Raw genomic sequence first — 17,184 nt, forward strand, 5'->3', positions numbered from 1 at the left:
ACGCCGATCCACCAGCGTTGCACTGCAGGGCGCCGGCCTCCCATCAGGACGCCGGCGCCTTCGTTTTGCCGCCCCGCCGGACGGCGTTTACATCCGGAACCGCAGGCTCAGGCCATAGGTCGTCGGGTTGTAGCGCACGTCGCGCGGCATGTGTTCGCCCAGCGAGCTTTCGAACTTGGCCTTCGTCAGGTTGATCGCGTCGAACTGCAGCGAGACCTTGTCGTTGATCTCGTAGCCGATGCTCAGGTCGACGAAGATCGCGGCCTTGACCACGCGGTCCTGGTTGAACGGCGCCTCGGCGATCTGCTCCACGTAGTCGCCGCGGCGGGTCGCGGCCAGGCGGCCGGTGATGCCGTTGCCCTCGTATAGCAGCGCGAAGTTGTAGCTCTTCTTGGCCACGCCCGTCAGCGGCGTGGTCGTATAGGTGTCACTGTCGAACGCGGTGCGGCTCTGGTTCTCGCCGTCGATCCAGGTGTAGTTGGCCTGGGCGCCGAAGTTGGCCCATGGGCCGGGCAGGAAGTCGAAGAACTTCTGGACCCCGAATTCGGCCCCGCGCAGCCGGCCCTTGCCCGAGTTCTGCGGACGCGTCACGCGATACACCTGGCCGTCGATGACTTCGTCGCGCGTGAAGCTCTGCTCGTAGCCGTCGATGTCGCGGTGGAACAGCGCGACCTGGGCGAAGCCGTTCTTCTGGAAGTAGTATTCGAGCGTGGCGTCGATATTGGTCGAGCGGGTCGGCTCCAGGTAGGGATTGCCGGCGCTGCCGCTGCCCGGCACGTTGACGGTCGACGGCACCAGGGTCAGGGCCGGATTGAGCGTCCCGAAGTTCGGCCGGGTGATGGTCTTGCCGACCGAGAAGTGCGACTGCAGGTCTTCGGTCCAGCCGACCACCGCCGAAGCGCTCGGCAGGTAATTTGTTTCGTAGGTCGACAGGTCGACGTTCGACACCTCGTCGCCGATCCGGGTCATGCCGCTCAGCTCACGATTGAGGCGCACCACGCGCCCGCCGATTTCACCCTTGACGTCGATGCCGCCCGGGTTCGCCGCCCAGCGCGCCGCCAGGTACAGGGTCGCGTTGCGTTCGCGCTGGTCGAACAGGCGGCCCGGGTCGTCCGGCACGCGGCCGCTGGCGACGCCGTACAGGTTGCGCACGGCGTCGGCATTGTCGATCAGGTAGTCGGCCGACGGGCCGTACCAGGCGCCGCCCAGGCGGTCGAGGCCGGCTACCCTCGCCTGGAACGACGGGCCGAGGGCGCCGATGGCGCTAGGACGCTCGCCGGTGAAATCGGCGTGGCCTTCGGCGCCGTGGTAGCTGGCCTTGCGCGAGGACAGGCGCAGGCCGCCCAGCAGGGCCGTGAAGAAGCCGTCGCCGCCCAGGCGATACGTGGCGTCGGTGCGCCATTGCAGCTGGCTGCCGGTCTGCTCGTTCCAGTTCTGGACCATGCCGCGCAACACGTAGTTGCGTGGGTCCTGCAGCGCATTGCCGGCGCTGCCCGGCAGCGTGATCGCATTGAAGCCGCCGTGACCGTCGGCGCCGTACGAATACACGCTGGCGCTGGCGCCCGGCACCTGCTGGTCGACGATCACGGTGTCGTTGACGAACTTGGAGCGGGTATAGCCGAACTGCGAATCGACGCTGAGCGGACCGTCGGCGTACTTCAGGCCGAGGTTCAGGTAGTGGGTGGTGGTGCGCTCGTTCTGGCCCCAGGTGCTCGACGCCGTGTACGGATCCCAGTCGTAGGCATTGCCGAACTGCGCGGCCGGTGCGCTGGCGGCCAGGATCGGGCAGATCGCGCCCTGCGGCGTGGCGCAGGCGCTGCCTTGCGGCGCCAGCACCACGTCGGTCAGGCGCGGCGCCCAGGTGGCGTTGCTCATCACGTAATTCACGCTGTTGCGGCCCTGGTAACCCATGCCCAGGTACTGGGCGTTGGCCGTCAGACGTGGATTGACCTTCCACTGGAAGGCGCCGTGCACGCTCTGGCGCTCGCGCTGGCCGGCGTTGTAGATGCCGCCGATGTTCGGCAGCTGGCCCAGCACGTCGCCCGGCGCGGCCGGCGCATACGGGCCGACGTTGCCCAGGCGCGTGGCGCTGCCGTCCGGGCTGACCGAGAACACATTGTCGGGACGGTCGACGTATTGCACCGGGAAGGCCCAGTTGTCGCGGTTGACGGCGACGTCGAACAGCGCCCCCATCTCGCCGAAGTCGGTGTTCCAGCGGTTGCTGACCAGGAAGCCGCCGCCCGGGCTGTGCTTGTCCGAGGTATTGCCGCTGCCATTGGTCTGGTTGACGCGGTCCTCGACGTAGCCGGTCGCGGTGAAGCCCTTGTTGTCGAACGGCGCGCGCAGGCGGATGTTGACGGCGCCGGCGATGCCGCCCTCGAACTGGTTGGCGGTGGCCGATTTGTACACTTCCATGCCGGCGATCGACTGCACCGGCAAGTCCTGGTAGGACAGGCGGCGGCCGGCGGCGGTGAAGATCTCGTTGCCGTCGAGCGTGGTCGCCACGTCCGGCAGGCCGCGGATGATCACGGTGCTGGTTTCGCCGCGGTCGCGCCCCACCTGCACGCCGGCCACGCGCTGCAGCGCGTCGCCCGCCTGGCGGTCGGGGAACTTGCCGATGTCGTCGGCATTGATGGCATCCACCACCTGCGCGGCGTCGCGCTTGATGTCCTCGGCCGAGCGCAGGCTCTGGCGCAGGCCGGTGACCTGGACCACGGCGGCGGCTGGCGCGGCCTGGGGCGCCGGCGCGGCTGGTACGGCTGGAGAGGATTCGGCCGCCGGCGCGGTCTGTTCGGTGGCGTCGGTGGCGGCGGCGGTTTGCGCCAGGGCTGGCGCGCCGTAGGCCGACATCAGCATGATGGCGGCGCAGATCGGCTTGACTTTCAATCGGGTCATTCACTCTCCAATTCTGTGATTCGGGCTTGCGTACACGTGCTCCGGACATGCCGGGTCGCGCCCTTCGATACCAGCCTTAACGCTCTGGCATGTCATTCCGTTGACATAAGTACACAAAATATTTCATACATCCTTTTACAAGGCGCGCCGGATTGGCGTACATACGAAAAAAAGCCCGCCGAAGCGGGCTTGTTGGCGACAGTTGCAAGGTCCAGTGTGTCGCGCGCACGCGGCTCGCCGCGCCGGAATCGCGCTCGACGGCGTCACGCCGGCCGGGTGGCCAACTCCGGCCGCGAACATGGGCTCGCCTCGTGGATGCGCCGGTGTTGGCAGCGCGCGCGGCGCCATGTATGCTCCCGGGCATCCCATTTACGGCAACCATCAAAGAAAGAAGACTATGAAACACCTGCTGTCCTCCTGCGTCCTCGGCCTGGGCCTGACCCTGGCGCTGGCCGGCTGCGACCGCGCCCAGGCGCCGCAGTCGGCCGCGTCCGCGGTCGCCTTCCAGAAGATCGACACCATTCCCGGAAGCGGCAAGGAAGCCGTGGCCGGCGCCACCGCGGTCGTCAACTACACCGGCTGGCTGTACGAGCCGGGCAAGGAAACGCTGCGCGGCACGCAGTTCGACTCCTCGGTCGGACGCGCGCCGTTCAGCTTCCAGTTGGGCGCCGGCCAGGTCATCCGCGGCTGGGACGAAGGCGTGCAAGGCATGAAGGTCGGCGGCAAGCGCACCCTGATCCTGCCGCCCGAGATGGGCTATGGCGCCGGCGGCGCAGGTCCGATTCCACCGAACGCGAGCCTGATCTTCGACGTCGAACTGCTCGACGTGCGCTAACCTCAGGCGGCCAGCGCCGGCGCGCCGTAGTCGAGCGGCAGCAGCAGGTCGGGATAGCGCGTGCGTAGCGCGTCGATCGCGCTGAGCGTTCCCGACAGGTGCCTGCGCACCATCTGCTGGGCCGCCTGCGCGTCGCCGCGCGCGATGGCCTGGGCGATCGCGCCGTGTTCGTCGAGGATCGACTGCGCCTTGCCATTGAGCGGCAGGTGCAGGCGCCGCAGGCGGTCCAGGTTGCCGCTGCGGCTACGCATCATGGACCACAGGTCCGGCACCGCCGCGGCGTGGTACAGGCAGCGGTGAAATTCCATGTCGACCTGGGTGAACGTGCCCAGGTCGCCCGAATCCAGGCTGGCGCGCTGGCGCTCGACCAGCCCGGCGAGGGTGCGCGCCAGGACCGGGTCGGCGTCCTGGGCCAGCACCTGCACCATTTCGAGCTCCACCGACAGCCGCAAGAAGTGCGCCTGCCTGGCCTGGGCCAGGTCGATGCGGCGCACCCGCGTCTGGTGCTGCGGGTAGATGTCGACCAGGTGCTCTTCTTCCAGGCGCAGCAGCGCCTCGCGCACCGGGCTGGCCGACAGTTTGTAGTAGTCGCACAGCTGGGGCCGCGCCAGCACCGTGCCCGGCTTGATGGCCAAGCTGACGATCAGTTCGCGCAGATGCTCGAACACCTGGATGGTCGCATTGCGCGAGCGGTCGAGGTGGAAGCTGTCGTCGGCGGGGTTCATGTCCTTGTCTCTCCTGGCGCTGCGGGCCGCTGGTATATCAATGTTCCAGTGCCCTATTGTTCACCATCGGCGGCCCGCTGTCCGCGCCCTATGCCAATCAATCAAGATCATGAGCGAAGCGCGTGGCCGGTGGCCACGGCGTGGATGCTCATTTGCGGCGGTAGTAGTCGGCCAGCACGTCGAAGGCCTGCTTGCGCACGCCGGTCTCGGACAGGATGCCCTTGCGGTTCCAGCCGTTCTGGAACACCGGGTGTTCGCGCCGCGGCGAGCGGAAGTCCTTCAGGATCCAGGGCGACAGGCCGCGCAGCGTCGGGATGCCCTCGGCCATGGCCAGCGTCTTGCGGTAGTACTCGGCCTGGTATTCCTCGCTGAACTTCCTAAGCCCCTGGCCGCGGTGCCCCGCCAGCGCGTCGGCGCCGAATTCGGACAGGATCAGCGGACGCTCGCCGGGGACGTCCCAGCGCAGGTTCGCGATGCCGTCCAGCGTGTCGGGACCGTACCAGCCGGCATACACGTTCACCGCCAGCACGTCGAGCTTGTCGATCAGCGAGTCCTGGATCTCCAGCACGTCGCCCTTGCGCTCGACCAGCAGCGCGGCGCTCACAAGCCGGGTCGGATCGAGCGCGCGCACATTGTCGGCCATGGCGCCGTGGAAGCGCGTGCGCGAGGGCGACACCGGCGTCTCGTTCCCGACGCTCCACAGGATCACCGAGGCCCGGTTGCGGTCGCGGTAGATGGTCTCGGCCTGCATCACGAGCGCCTTGCGCAGCACGGCCGGGTTGTCCCAGTCGACGGTCCAGTAGACCGGGATCTCGCTCCACACCAGCAAGCCCATTTCGTCGGCCAGGCGCACCGTGGTCTCGGAGTGCGGATAGTGCGACAGGCGCACATAGTTGCCGTTCAGGCCGTGCTTGATTTCGTGCAGCAGCGCGCGCGACGCCTGCTCGGTCATATTTCGCGCCGGGTTCGGGCCGAACTCCTCCTCGTGCAGTGAGATGCCGCGCAAGAACAGCGGCTTTCCGTTCAGGAGGATCTGGTTGCCCTTGACGGCGATGGTGCGAAAGCCCATGCGGTCGCGCACCTGGTCGCCGTTGGCGGAAAAGCGCACGTCGTACAGCGTCGGTTTCTCGGGCGTCCAGCGCTCCAGGCCCTTCGGCGCCGGCAGGTCGAGCAGCGCGCGGCCGTTGGCGTCGGTGGTGGCGCGCGCCGTGCCGAGCGCGCCGATCGCCACCGTCACCGCCTGGTGCGCCGCCTGCGGTCCCTGCAGCCGCACTTCGCCGGCGATGCGGCCATCCGGACGCAGACTCAAGGTCGCATCGTCGATGAAGGTCGCCGGCGTCGTCACCAGGCTGACCTTGCGCGTGATGCCGCCATACAGGTCCCAATCGGTGATCGACGTCGGTATCGACTGGGCGTCGTGGCTCGAATCGACCCCGACCACCAGCCGGTTCTCGCCGGCGCGCAGGGCCTCGGTCACCTCCAGGACGAAGGGCGTGAAGCCGCCCTCGTGACGCCCCACTTCCTTGCCGTTGAGGTAGACGTAGGCGCGGTAGTTGACCGCCTCGAAGCGCAGGAAGGCGCGCTTGCCTGCGCCTGGGCGCGCATCGAACTTGCGCTGGAACCAGATCAGGCCATCGTAGTAGCGCAGCTCGGCCGCCGCCGCGTTCCAGGCGCCGGGCACATTGATGAGCGGGCCGCGGTCCATGTCGAACTCGTAGAAGTCGACCCCGCCCTTGGCTTCGACGGCGGCGACGTCGACGTCGCGCGCGCGCTGCATGCGCGACTTGGCCACCCAGCCGTTGATGTCGGTGAGGCCGGTGCGGTACAGGTCTTTCGAGTAGGTCCACTGGCCGGACAGGTCCTGGCTGTCGCGGTGCAGCGCGCCGGTGAGCAGGAAGGCGGGCCGCAGGGTGTCTGCTTGCGCCAGCGCCGGCTGGCAGGCCAGCGCGCCAAGGAATAAGCAGAATGCCGTGATGAGTTTTTTCATGTCTGTGGATCTCAGAAATCGACTTTCATGCGCACGCCGAAGTAGCGGTCGGAGTTGCGCGGCAAGGTCTGGGTCAGCACGTGGACGTTGCCGAACACGTTGTAATTGTCGCCGACGAAGCTGGCATAGCTCTTGTCGAACAGGTTGTTGACGTAGAAGGTCAGCTTCACGTCCTGCGCGGGATTGAAGAAGGCGATGCTGCCGTTGACGGTGCCATAGCCCTTCTGCTCGGCCAGCGGATTGGCGGCCAGGTCGTAGTTCACGCTCGACTGGTACTGGCCATTGATGTTGGCGATCCCGCTGTAGCCGCTCTCCCCTACGGCGAAGTTGTAGGTCGCGCCCAGGTTGAGCTTGGTGCGCGGCGCGTTCGACAGGCGCTTGCCTGACAGGTCTTGCAGCGGCACGCCGTCGATCAGGACGCATCCCTCGGCCGCGGTCTGGCCCGGATAGCAGTTCGTGTTCGGGAACTTCTTGATCGTCGCGTCGACCCAGGCCACCGAGGCTTCGAGCAGCAGCGTGTTGATCGGCTTGGCCTGCACTTCCAGCTCCAGGCCGCGGGTGCGCAGTTCGCCGACGTTGGTGACGACGTTTTCATACGCCTGGGTGAGCGGATCGAGGCGGCGCGACTGGGCCTGGAAGTCCTCGTAGTCGGTGTGGAACACGGTGGCGTTGAGCTGCAGGCGGTTGCGGAAGAACCGGCTCTTCATGCCCAGCTCCCACGAGTCGGACGTCTCGGGCGCCACCGGCAGCCGCACGCGCGCCCCGTTGAAGCCGGTCGAGACGTCGTAGCCGGCGCCCTTGTAGCCGGTGGCGAAGGAACCGTAGACCATCACGTCCCTGGCCAGGTCGTGCTGCAGGGCGACCTTGCCGGTGGTGGCGTCGTCACGGCTGCGGCCGTCGAAACTGGCCGGCACCGCCGGCAGGCGGTTGGTGAAGTCGACCTCGATCGTTTCGCGGTTGAAGCGCAGGCCGGTGCTGAGCCGGGTGGCGGGCGTGATCCGGTATTCGGCCTGGGCGAAGGCGGCGGCGGTCTGGTTGCCGGAGCGCGCCTCCCAGTCGGCCAGGTTCGAGACCGGGCCGCGCACATAGGTGCGCTCGGTGCGCGAATCGGCGTAATACAGGCCGCCGAGATAAGTAAGCGCGCCGTCGCCGTTCGAGGTCAGGCGCAGCTCCTGGGTCGACATGCGCGAGCGGTATGGGCCGCCGGCGGTGACGCCGCCGTGGAAGCGGCCGTTCGATTGCGGACCGAGCTGGTCGAGATTGGTGCCGTCGAAGTCGGCCAGGAAGTCGAACTGCCAGTCCTGCCAGGTGGTCACCGAGGTGATGGTATGGTTGTCCAGCTTCCAGTTCAGGGTGCCGGCGATGCTGCGCGACTCGTGCTCGGCGAAGCCCGGATCGTCCATGCGCACGTCGCGGTTGTCCGGACCCGGCGTGACGCCGACCAGGGCCGGGCCGATCGGCGCCACGCCGCGCAGGCTTGCGCCCGGCGGCACCGACAGGAAGGTCGTGACCGGGCCTTCGATGCGGCGCTTGTTGTAGTCGGCGATCAGGCGGCCGTCGAGGCTCGTGGCGGGCTTGAAGTCGAGGCGCAGGCGCGCGCCCTTGCTGCGTTCGCCGTTCAGCCTGGCGCCCGACTCGAGGTTGGTGACGTCGCCCTCGCGGTTGCCTGTGTAGGCGTTCAGGCGATAACCCAGCTTGTCGCTGACCGGGCCCGAGATGCCGGTTTCCAGGCGCTTCTCGCCGTCGCTGGTCACGGTGACCTGGGCATGGCCTTCGCGCTCCTCGCTCGATTCCTTGGTGACGATGTTGATGACGCCGGCCGACGAGTTCTTGCCGAACAGCGTGCCCTGCGGGCCGCGCAGCACCTCGACGCGCGCGATGTCGCTCAGGTTCGAAAACGCCTGCAACTGCTGGATCACGGGCACGTCGTCGATGATCACCGAGACCGCCGATTCGATGCCGATGCTGAAGGCGAAGGTGCCGATGCCGCGCAGCGCGATATTGTTGTTGTTGGGGTTTTCGTTGATGGTCAGGGCCGGAGCCACGCGGGTCAGGTCCGAGAAACCGACGATCTGCTGGTTCTCGATCGCGCGCTCGTCCACGGTGCTGACCGCGACCGGCACGTCCTGCATCGCCTGCGGGCGCTTTGCGCCGTCACCGTCACCACTTGCAGGCCTTCCGACGACTGCGCGCCGGAATCCTGGGCCTGTGCGGTCATGGCGCCGGCGGCCAGCAGGGCCGCGGCGTGGGCGATCGCGGTCAACGCCGAGCGGCGGCGCGGGGATGGAAAACTCATTGTGTCTCCTGATAATAATTGTGGAATGCGTGCTGCTAGCGGCGTGATCGACTAGTATTTCAGCTCACGCGGCCATCCATCGGGAATCTCAAAAGGACTGGCTCGCACCGGGCGAGCCAGCAAAGAGACAGCAGCGGACTAGGGTTACCTCAGAGAATCCGATCGGCCGACTGCGGTGATATATTAGGATTCCAACCCACCATGCACAACGGCCTGGCGGGTTTAGTCACCAAGTTGATCGAAGCGCCCTGGGTTGAGCTGCCTAGTCGGCCCGCTGCCTGAAGTCGCGCAGGATCTCACGCGCGGCGTTGTGGCCCGGCGCGCCGGTCACGCCGCCGCCGGGATGGGCGCCCGACCCGCAGGTGTACAGGCCGGGCACGGGACCGCGGTAGTCGGCATGGCCCAGCATCGGGCGCGCCGAGAACAGCTGGTCGAGTCCCAGCGCGCCGTGGAAGATGTCGCCGCCGACCAGGCCGAAAGTGCGCTCCAGGTCGAGCGGGCTCATGATCTGGCGGCCCAGCACCGCGCGCCGGAAGTTCGGCGCATGGCGGTCGACGGTGTCGATCATGAGGTCGGCCACCCGCTCGCGGTGATCGTCCCAGCTCGCGCCATCGGGGAGGTTCGGCGCGACGTGCTGGCAGAACAGGCTCGCCACGTGCTGCCCCGGCGGGGCCAGGGTCGGGTCGAGCGTCGACGGGATCAGGAGTTCGACGATCGGCGCCTGCGACCAGCCCGCGGCGCGCGCGTCGTGGTAGGCGCGCTCCATGTAATGCAGGCTGGGTGCGATGATGATGCCGCTGCCATGGTGTTCGGCCATCTCCTTGCCCGGCAGGCAGCGAAAGTCCGGCAGTTCGGACAGCGCGACGTTCATGCGGAAGGTGCCCGAACCGCAGCGCCATCCTTCCATGCGACGCAGGAAGTCGGCCGGCAGCGCGCCAGGGTCGACCAGCCGGGTATACAGCAGGCGCGGATTGAGATTCGACACGACGGCGCGCGCATCGAAGCGCTCGCCTTCATTCGTGACGACGCCGCTGGCGCGGCCCTTGCGCAGCACGACTTCGGCCACCCCGCAGCCGGTGCGGATCTCGACGCCGAGGGACTGCACCGCCTTCGCCATCGCCTGGGTGATGGCGCCCATGCCGCCGATCGCGTGGCCCCAGGCGCCCTTTTTTCCATTGACCTCGCCGAACACGTGGTGCAGCAGCACATAGGCCGACCCGGGGGTGTAGGGACTGGCGTAGTTGCCCACCACGCTGTCGAAACCATAGGCGGCCTTGATCGGATCGCTCTCGAACCAGCCGTCCAGGACGTCGCCGGCCGACTTGGTGAACAGGTCCAGCAGCTCGCGCTGGCTTGCGAGAGACAGCTTGCGCATGCGGTTGCCGATGCGGCCGGCCTTGAGCAGTTCGGGCAGCGCAGCGAGCCAGCCGCCCTCGACGCGGTTCGGCGGCGTCTGCAGCACCAGCTCGCGCAGCAGGTCGGCCGCGTCGTCCAGGTGCCGGTGGTAGTCGTCCAGGCGGGCGGCGTCGCGCTGCGAGAACTTGGCCACTTCAAGAGCGGTCCGCCCGGCGCCGACCTTCAGGTAGCGGCCATCCTCGAATGGGAGGAAGTTGGACAGCGGTCGTTCGACGATGCGCAGGCCGTGCCGGCCCAGTTCCATGTCGCGGATCACCTTGGGGTTGAGCAGCGAGACGGTGTAGGCGGCCACGGAGTTGCGAAAGCCGGGATGGAATTCCTCGGTGACCGCGGCGCCGCCGACGACGCCGCGCCGCTCGAGCAGCGTCACCTTCAAGCCGGCGCGGGCCAGGTACCAGGCGCAGGCCAGGCCGTTATGGCCGGCGCCGATGATGATTGCGTCGCGCATCTGGCGTCTCCCCGGAGAGTGCAAGCGAACACGACAATTCTAGCGAGGGAATGGCTTGAAGGCAAAAAAAGGTGCTGTAACCGTTAGATATGGATGAGTATTGAACTGCTGAGCTAATTCGCGGTCCAATCCCCCGTGGTCATCGCTCGGGAGCGCGCCATGAAAGCGCCGAAGTTTGCGAAGCTGTTCGCCCAGCTACCGCTGCTGAACCAGCCGCAGCGCCGGCAGATACTCGCCGCCCTGCATCCGGCAGCCGGGCTCGACCGGATAATCGCCCTCATCGGCGAAATCCGATCGCCGGGGCGGCGCTGCCCGGATTGTGGCTGCGAGCATTGCCACCGGCACGGCCAGGCCAACGACCTGCAACGCTTTCGCTGTTGTGCGTGCGGCCGCACTTTCAACGACCTGACCGGCACGCCGCTGGCGCGGCTCAGGCACAAGGGCAAGTGGCTCGATTATCTGGACACGGTACTCGATTCCCGCACGGTCAGATCTGCGGCCAAGCTTGTCGGCGTACATCCCAACACGACGTTTCGCTGGCGTCATCGCTTTCTTCACCGGGTCAAAGACGACCGGCCGGCGCGCCTCTCGGGCATCGTCGAAGCCGACGAGACATTCCTGCTCGAATCGCAGAAAGGTTCACGCAAGCTCGATCGCAAACCGCGCAAACGCGGCGGCACAGCTGCCCTCCGTGGCATTTCGCGTCATCTCGACTGCATCCTGGTGGCGCGCGACCGCAGCGGCCAGACCATCGATGCCGTCACCGGACGCGGCGCCCTGAAGGTCGCCCAGCTGGTCAAACACCTGCTGCCGAAACTCGATCCCCAGGCGCTGCTGGTTACCGACGCCAACGCCGCCTATCCCGCCTTCGCCCTTGCCCATGGCATCGCGCACCAGGCGGTCAACCTCAGTGCCGGCGAGCGGGTCCGCAACGGCGCCGAGGGCGCCATCCATGTCCAGCATGTGAACGCCTACCATCGGCGCTTCAAGGAATGGCTGGCGCGCTTCCATGGCGTGGCGTCGCACCGGCTTCCCAATTATCTGGGCTGGCACTGGGCGCGCGATGGCGGGCGAGTTACTTCTGTCGAGCAATTGCTGCGTCTAGCATTCGGGGTCATCAACAGATAACGGTGACAGCGCCCAAAAAAAAAGCCCCTGCGGACAGGGGCTGGATCATGCTGGTCTTACTTGGCTGCCGCCTTGGCGCGCGCCGCGTGCAGCTTGCGGTAGCTGTCGATCAGGCGGTGGTGGCGATCGAGCCCTTCGAGCTGCATGCTGGTCGGGCTCAAGCCGTAGAAGCGTATGCTGCCGTCGACCGAGCCCAGCACCGCATCCATCCGCGTGTCGCCGAACATGCGGCGGAAGTTGACGACGTAGTCGTCGAGTGCCATCTCGTCGTCCAGCACCACCTCGAGCACCACGTTCAGCGCCTGGTAGAACAGGCCGCGCTCGACGGTGTTGTCGTTGTACTGCAGGAAGGCGCCGACCAGTTCGTGCGCGTCCTCGAAACGCTTCAGCGCGAGGTTGATCAACAGGCGCAGCTCGAGCACCGTCAGCTGGCCCCAGTCGGTGTTTTCGTCGAACTCGATGCCGATCAGGCTGGCGATATCGGAATACTCGTCCAGTTCATTGTTTTCCAGGCGCTCAAGGAGCGCCGCCAGGCTGTCGTCGTCCAGGCGGTGCAGGTTGAGGATATCGGAACGGAACAGCAGCGATTTATTCGTGTTATCCCAGATCAGGTCTTCGACCGGATAAACCTCGGAATAATCGGGCACCAGGATACGGCAGGCCACCGCGCCCAGCTGGTCGTAGACGGCGGTGTAGACTTCCTTGCCCATCTCTTCGAGGATGGCGAGCAGGGTCGCGGCTTCCTCGGCGTTGGCGTTGTCGCCCTGGGCGCTGAAGTCCCACTCGACGAAATCGTAATCCGATTTGGCGCTGAAGAAGCGCCACGACACGACGCCGCTCGAATCGATGAAGTGCTCGACGAAGTTATACGGCTCGGTCACGGCTTCGCTGGCGAAGGTCGGCCGCGGCAGGTCGTTCAGGCCTTCGAAGCTGCGGCCCTGCAGCAATTCGGTCAGGCTGCGTTCCAGCGCCACCTCGAAATTCGGGTGGGCGCCGAAGGACGCGAAGACGCCGCCGGTGCGCGGGTTCATCAGGGTCACGCACATCACCGGGTATTGGCCGCCCAGCGAGGCATCCTTGACCAGCACCGGGAAGCCCTGCTCTTCCAGGCCCTTGATGCCGGCCACGATGCCCGGGTATTTGGCCAGCACTTCTTGCGGCACGTCGGGCAAGGCCATCTCGCCTTCCAGGATCTCGCGCTTGACGGCGCGTTCGAAGATCTCGGACAGGCACTGCACCTGCGCTTCGGCCAGCGTGTTACCGGCGCTCATGCCATTGCTGGCATATAGGTTCTCGACCAGGTTCGACGGGAAGTACACGACCTCGCCGTCCGAATGGCGCACGAAGGGCAGCGCGACGATGCCGCGCTCCACATTGCCCGAATTGGTGTCGATCAGGTGCGAGCCGCGCAATTCGCCATCGGGATCGTAGAACGACAGGCTGTATTCGTCGAGGATCCCTTCCGGCAGCGCATCGTCCGGGCCGGGCTTGAACCAGCGCTCGTTCGGATAATGCACGAAGTCGGCGTTGGCGATGTCCTCGCCCCAGAACACGCCGGCGTAGAAGTGGTTGTTGTTCAGGCGTTCGATGTATTCGCCCAGGGCTGACGCCAGCGCGCTTTCCTTGGTCGCGCCCTTGCCGTTGGTGAAGCACATCGGCGAATGCGCGTCGCGGATATGCAGCGACCATACATTGGGCACGATATTGCGCCACGACGCGATCTCGATCTTGATGCCCCAGCTGGCCAGCATGCCCGACATATTGGCGATGGTCTGTTCCAGCGGCAGGTCCTTGCCCGGGATGTAGGTACGCGATTGCGCGTCCGGCTGCAGGGTCAGCAGGGCCTGGGCGTCGGCGTCCAGGTTGGCCACTTCCTCGATCACGAATTCGGGGCCGGCCTGGACGACTTTCTTCACCGTGCAGCGCTCGATCGAGCGCAGGATGCCCTGGCGGTCCTTGTCGGAAATATCGGCCGGGAGCTCGACCTGGATCTTGAAGATCTGCTGGTAACGGTTTTCCGGGTCGACGATATTGTTTTGCGACAGGCGGATATTCTCGGTCGGGATATTCCGGGTATTGCAGTACAACTTCACGAAATACGCCGCGCACAGGGCGGACGAGGCCAGGAAGTAATCGAAAGGCCCCGGCGCCGATCCATCGCCCTTGTAGCGGATGGGCTGGTCGGCGATGACGGTGAAATCGTCGAACTTGGCTTCCAGGCGAAGCTTGTCGAGGAAGTTGACTTTAATTTCCATGGAAAAATCCAGATACGGTGGGAAAAAATACAAAGCCCTGTCGGGACAGGGCTCATGGTCGCTTATTACAGTACCGAATTTCTCGTGGAGCGTCTCACTTCGCTCGATCCGCTACTGCCAAGGATAGGCGCGTATTTTAACACGCAGGCGCTGCGTCGCCCCCGGCCGGATGGTTCATTCCAGTGCTTGCTCAGCCGTCACTGGGTTACTATAAGGATAATAATAATCAAGGATAACCATGCACACGACACGGAGACGCATGTTGAAACAGGTCGGGGCCGCCATGCTGGCCGCATCCACATCGGGGGCCGCGCTTTCAGCCGCGCCTGCATCGGTAGAAGGCTGGCCACCGGCGCCCGCCACGATCCCGCTCTGGCCCGAGGGCGTGCCCGGCGCCCGCGCCGGACTGGAGCCGGAACGCTATGTCGACGGCAGGATCAGCCGGGTTTCCGAGCCCACCCTCACCGTCTATCTTGCCGCGGTCGACCGCGCCAACGGCAGCGCCGTCGTGATCTGTCCCGGCGGCGGCTACGAACGCCTGGCCATCGAGCGCGAAGGCGAACAGTATGCGCGCTGGCTGTCGAGCCTGGGCGTGACCGCCTTCGTGCTCAAGTACCGCATGCGGGAATTCGGCCATCCGGCGCCGCTGCAGGACGTGCTGCGCGCGGTGCGCCTGGTGCGCTCGCAGGCAGCCCAGTACAAGCTGCGGCCGGAGCGCATCGGCGTGATGGGCAGCTCGGCCGGCGGCCACCTCGCCGCCAGCGCGGGCACCCTGTTCGACCATCCGCTCGGACGCACCGGCGCCCCGCTCGACGCAGTCAGCGCGCGGCCCGACTTCCTGGTGCTGATGTACCCGGTGATCGCGCTCGAAGGACCGGCGGCGCACATGGGCTCGCGCAACGCCCTGCTAGGAGCGTCGCCGAGCGCGGCGGACGTGGAGCTGATGTCGGTCGCGCGCCAGGTCACGGCGCGCACGCCGCCGACCTTGCTGATCCATACCCAGGCCGATGCCGCCGTACCGGTCGAGAACAGCATCCTGTTCTACCAGGCGCTCACGCGCGCCAAGGTGCCCGCCGAAATGTATGTGTTCGAGCATGGCGAGCATGGCATGGGCATGCGGCCCAGTCTGGGCACCGCATCGGCGTGGCCGCGGCGCGCCGAGGAGTGGTTGCAGGCGCGTGGCTTGCTGGACCGGGCGAAATAGGCGGTGGAGATTGGCGAGTTTTCGTGTTCAGGGCGTCGGGTAAAATGATTCTCTGAGTGAAACAAGGAGCGCACATGGCAACGCTGATACCTTCGATCGGCGCCTGCGCCTCGCGCATGACGCCAGGGGAGCGCCGCCTGGCGGCCCGTCTGGAAGACAAGCTGGAAGACGATTACCTGTGCTGGTACGACGTCTCGATCGGCGATCGCACCCAGCATCCCGATTTCGTCGTATTCCATCCACACCGCGGCCTGCTGGTGCTGGAGGTCAAGGACTGGCGCCTCGACACGATCCGCAGCATCGACAAGCAGGCCGTCGCGATCCTGGCGGGCGACGGCATCAAGCACGTGCAGAATCCCCTGGAACAGGCGCGTCAGTACATGTTCGCCGTTCTCAACAAGCTCGAACGCGACCCGCAACTGATCTGGCCGAGCGGCTCGCTGAAAGGCAAGCCGTTCTTCCCCTATGGCCATGGTGTGGTGCTGACCAATATCAGCCGCAAGCAGTTCGACAAGGCCGAGCTGGGCGGCGTCCTGCCGGCCCACCTCGTCATCTGCCAGGACGAGATGACCGAATCCGTGGACGCGGAAGCCTTCCAGCAGCGGCTGTGGCAGATGTTCCCCATCAAGTTCACGATGAAATTGACGTTGCCACAGATCGATCGCATCCGCTGGCACATCTTTCCTGAGGTGCGTATTCCACCCCAGCCGGATGCGTTCGACGAACCGGGCCAGATGACGGTCGAACTGCCCGACGTCCTGCGCGTGATGGACCTGCAGCAGGAGCAGCTGGCGCGCAGCCTGGGCGAAGGGCACCGCGTCATCCACGGCGTCGCCGGTTCGGGCAAGACGCTGATCCTTGGTTACCGGGCCGAACACCTGGCGAAATCCTCGACGCGACCGATCCTGGTGCTGTGCTATAACAAGACGCTGGCGACCAAGCTGGCCAGCGTGATGGCGGCGAAAGGCTTGCAGGACAAGGTCCACGTGGCCACCTTCCATGCCTGGTGCGTGCGCCAGCTCGACGCCTATCACGCGGGCAAGCCGGTCAACGACGGCGATGCCAACGCCTTCTTCGAAGCCTGTGTGGAACGCGTGATCCGCTCGGTCGACCAGAAGCTGATCCCGTCGGGGCAGTACGACGCCGTGCTGGTCGACGAGGGCCACGACTTCAAGCCGGAATGGTTCAAGCTCGTGGTCCAGATGGTCCACCCGGACTCGAACTCGCTGCTGGTGCTGTACGACGACGCCCAGTCGATCTATGGCGACCGCAAGAAGCCGCGGTTTTCGTTTTCCAGCGTCGGCATCCAGGCCAAGGGCCGCACCACCATCCTGAAGCTGAACTACCGCAATACGGCCGAAATCCTGGCGGTGGCGCGCGCCTTCGCCGACAACCTGCTGGCGCCAAGCGATGCCGAGGAGGACCAAGCGCCGACCGTGCTGCCGATGAGCGCCGGGCGCCGCGGCCCGAAGCCCCTGCTCATTACCTTGCCGACGCTGAAGGACGAGGCCGCGTTCCTGGCCGATCGCCTGGCCGAAGCCAATCGCCTGGGAATGCCATGGAACGACATGGCGGTCGTCTACCGCCGCTACGGCATCGGCAAGCTGCTCGTCGACGCCCTGGCGCACAAGGGCATCCCCTTCCAGTGGCAGCAGGATCGCAAGGGCTCGTTTGTCCCGGAACACGATAGCGTGAAACTGATCACCATGCACAGCAGCAAAGGGCTTGAATTCCCGCTCGTCTGCATCCCCGGCATCGGCGCGCCGGCCAGGGAGGGCGAGGATGACCGCGACGAGGCGCGGCTGCTGTATGTGGCGATGACCCGCGCCACGCAGGAACTGGTCATGACGCATAGCGACACCTCCCTGCTGTCGGAAAAAATGTCGGGGGCGATGGGTGTTTTGCGCGCGCTCTGAGCGTCGTTGAGCCGTGCAGCTCCCACGGTTGCATTCTTCTTGCGCGCGGTGCTAATATAGGAACCGATCGGTTCACATA

10 protein-coding genes are annotated in these 17,184 nt (G+C 66.1%); 4 read left to right on the forward strand and 6 right to left on the reverse strand.

Features of this window, described 5'->3' with window-relative positions:
* Positions 1-87: 87 nt before the first annotated feature.
* Complete coding sequence (locus tag KY496_RS06480) at positions 88-2,895, reverse strand: TonB-dependent receptor (RefSeq protein ID WP_219864267.1); 2,808 nt, start codon at positions 2,893-2,895, stop codon at positions 88-90.
* A gap of 397 nt (positions 2,896-3,292) precedes the next feature.
* Between KY496_RS06480 and KY496_RS06485 the strand changes: the two genes are divergently transcribed.
* Positions 3,293-3,730 (forward strand): FKBP-type peptidyl-prolyl cis-trans isomerase, encoded by a 438-nt coding sequence (locus KY496_RS06485; protein ID WP_005670449.1) that lies wholly within the window; start codon positions 3,293-3,295, stop codon positions 3,728-3,730.
* Between the two features lie 2 nt (positions 3,731-3,732).
* Here the strand turns inward: KY496_RS06485 and KY496_RS06490 are convergent, their stop codons facing one another.
* The 4 genes from KY496_RS06490 to KY496_RS06505 form a co-directional block, all read right to left on the reverse strand.
* A complete protein-coding gene (locus tag KY496_RS06490; protein WP_184235823.1) occupies positions 3,733-4,455 on the reverse strand; it encodes a GntR family transcriptional regulator in 723 nt (240 codons plus the stop codon).
* Positions 4,456-4,603: 148 nt separating this feature from the next.
* Positions 4,604-6,442: a glycoside hydrolase family 2 protein gene (locus KY496_RS06495; protein ID WP_219864268.1), complete on the reverse strand. Its 1,839-nt coding sequence runs from the start codon at positions 6,440-6,442 to the stop codon at positions 4,604-4,606.
* Positions 6,443-6,453: 11 nt separating this feature from the next.
* On the reverse strand, positions 6,454-8,574 hold the full coding sequence (locus tag KY496_RS06500; protein ID WP_219864269.1) for a TonB-dependent receptor: 2,121 nt from the start codon (positions 8,572-8,574) through the stop codon (positions 6,454-6,456).
* Between the two features lie 426 nt (positions 8,575-9,000).
* Positions 9,001-10,602: an NAD(P)/FAD-dependent oxidoreductase gene (locus KY496_RS06505; RefSeq protein WP_219864270.1), complete on the reverse strand. Its 1,602-nt coding sequence runs from the start codon at positions 10,600-10,602 to the stop codon at positions 9,001-9,003.
* Between the two features lie 159 nt (positions 10,603-10,761).
* Between KY496_RS06505 and KY496_RS06510 the strand changes: the two genes are divergently transcribed.
* Positions 10,762-11,730 carry an IS1595 family transposase gene (locus tag KY496_RS06510; RefSeq protein WP_219864271.1) on the forward strand — a complete coding sequence of 323 codons (969 nt, stop codon included), beginning with the start codon at positions 10,762-10,764 and terminating at the stop codon, positions 11,728-11,730.
* Positions 11,731-11,786: 56 nt separating this feature from the next.
* Here KY496_RS06510 and KY496_RS06515 read toward each other — a convergent pair whose 3' ends face one another.
* The gene (locus KY496_RS06515) at positions 11,787-13,985 is read right to left on the reverse strand and encodes an OsmC domain/YcaO domain-containing protein (RefSeq protein ID WP_219864272.1); all 2,199 of its coding nucleotides are present in this window, start codon (positions 13,983-13,985) and stop codon (positions 11,787-11,789) included.
* A gap of 259 nt (positions 13,986-14,244) precedes the next feature.
* On the opposite strand from KY496_RS06515, the gene KY496_RS06520 reads away from it, so the two are divergent.
* Positions 14,245-15,189, forward strand: a complete 945-nt coding sequence (locus tag KY496_RS06520; protein ID WP_229520450.1) for an alpha/beta hydrolase — start codon at positions 14,245-14,247, stop codon at positions 15,187-15,189.
* A gap of 74 nt (positions 15,190-15,263) precedes the next feature.
* Positions 15,264-17,105: a DEAD/DEAH box helicase gene (locus KY496_RS06525; RefSeq protein ID WP_219864274.1), complete on the forward strand. Its 1,842-nt coding sequence runs from the start codon at positions 15,264-15,266 to the stop codon at positions 17,103-17,105.
* Positions 17,106-17,184 lie beyond the last annotated feature (79 nt).

This window comes from Massilia sp. NP310, assembly GCF_019443485.1.
GTDB classification, from domain to species: domain Bacteria; phylum Pseudomonadota; class Gammaproteobacteria; order Burkholderiales; family Burkholderiaceae_D; genus Telluria; species Telluria timonae.

What these genes read in the sequence shown, in the direction of transcription:
- KY496_RS06480 (WP_219864267.1), bottom strand. Translation starts at nt 2,895, where the DNA reads ATGACCCGATTGAAAGTCAAGCCGATCTGCGCCGCCATCATGCTGATG.
- KY496_RS06485 (WP_005670449.1), top strand. Translation starts at nt 3,293, where the DNA reads ATGAAACACCTGCTGTCCTCCTGCGTCCTCGGCCTGGGCCTGACCCTG.
- KY496_RS06490 (WP_184235823.1), bottom strand. Translation starts at nt 4,455, where the DNA reads ATGAACCCCGCCGACGACAGCTTCCACCTCGACCGCTCGCGCAATGCG.
- KY496_RS06495 (WP_219864268.1), bottom strand. Translation starts at nt 6,442, where the DNA reads ATGAAAAAACTCATCACGGCATTCTGCTTATTCCTTGGCGCGCTGGCC.
- KY496_RS06500 (WP_219864269.1), bottom strand. Translation starts at nt 8,574, where the DNA reads ATGCAGGACGTGCCGGTCGCGGTCAGCACCGTGGACGAGCGCGCGATC.
- KY496_RS06505 (WP_219864270.1), bottom strand. Translation starts at nt 10,602, where the DNA reads ATGCGCGACGCAATCATCATCGGCGCCGGCCATAACGGCCTGGCCTGC.
- KY496_RS06510 (WP_219864271.1), top strand. Translation starts at nt 10,762, where the DNA reads ATGAAAGCGCCGAAGTTTGCGAAGCTGTTCGCCCAGCTACCGCTGCTG.
- KY496_RS06515 (WP_219864272.1), bottom strand. Translation starts at nt 13,985, where the DNA reads ATGGAAATTAAAGTCAACTTCCTCGACAAGCTTCGCCTGGAAGCCAAG.
- KY496_RS06520 (WP_229520450.1), top strand. Translation starts at nt 14,245, where the DNA reads ATGTTGAAACAGGTCGGGGCCGCCATGCTGGCCGCATCCACATCGGGG.
- KY496_RS06525 (WP_219864274.1), top strand. Translation starts at nt 15,264, where the DNA reads ATGGCAACGCTGATACCTTCGATCGGCGCCTGCGCCTCGCGCATGACG.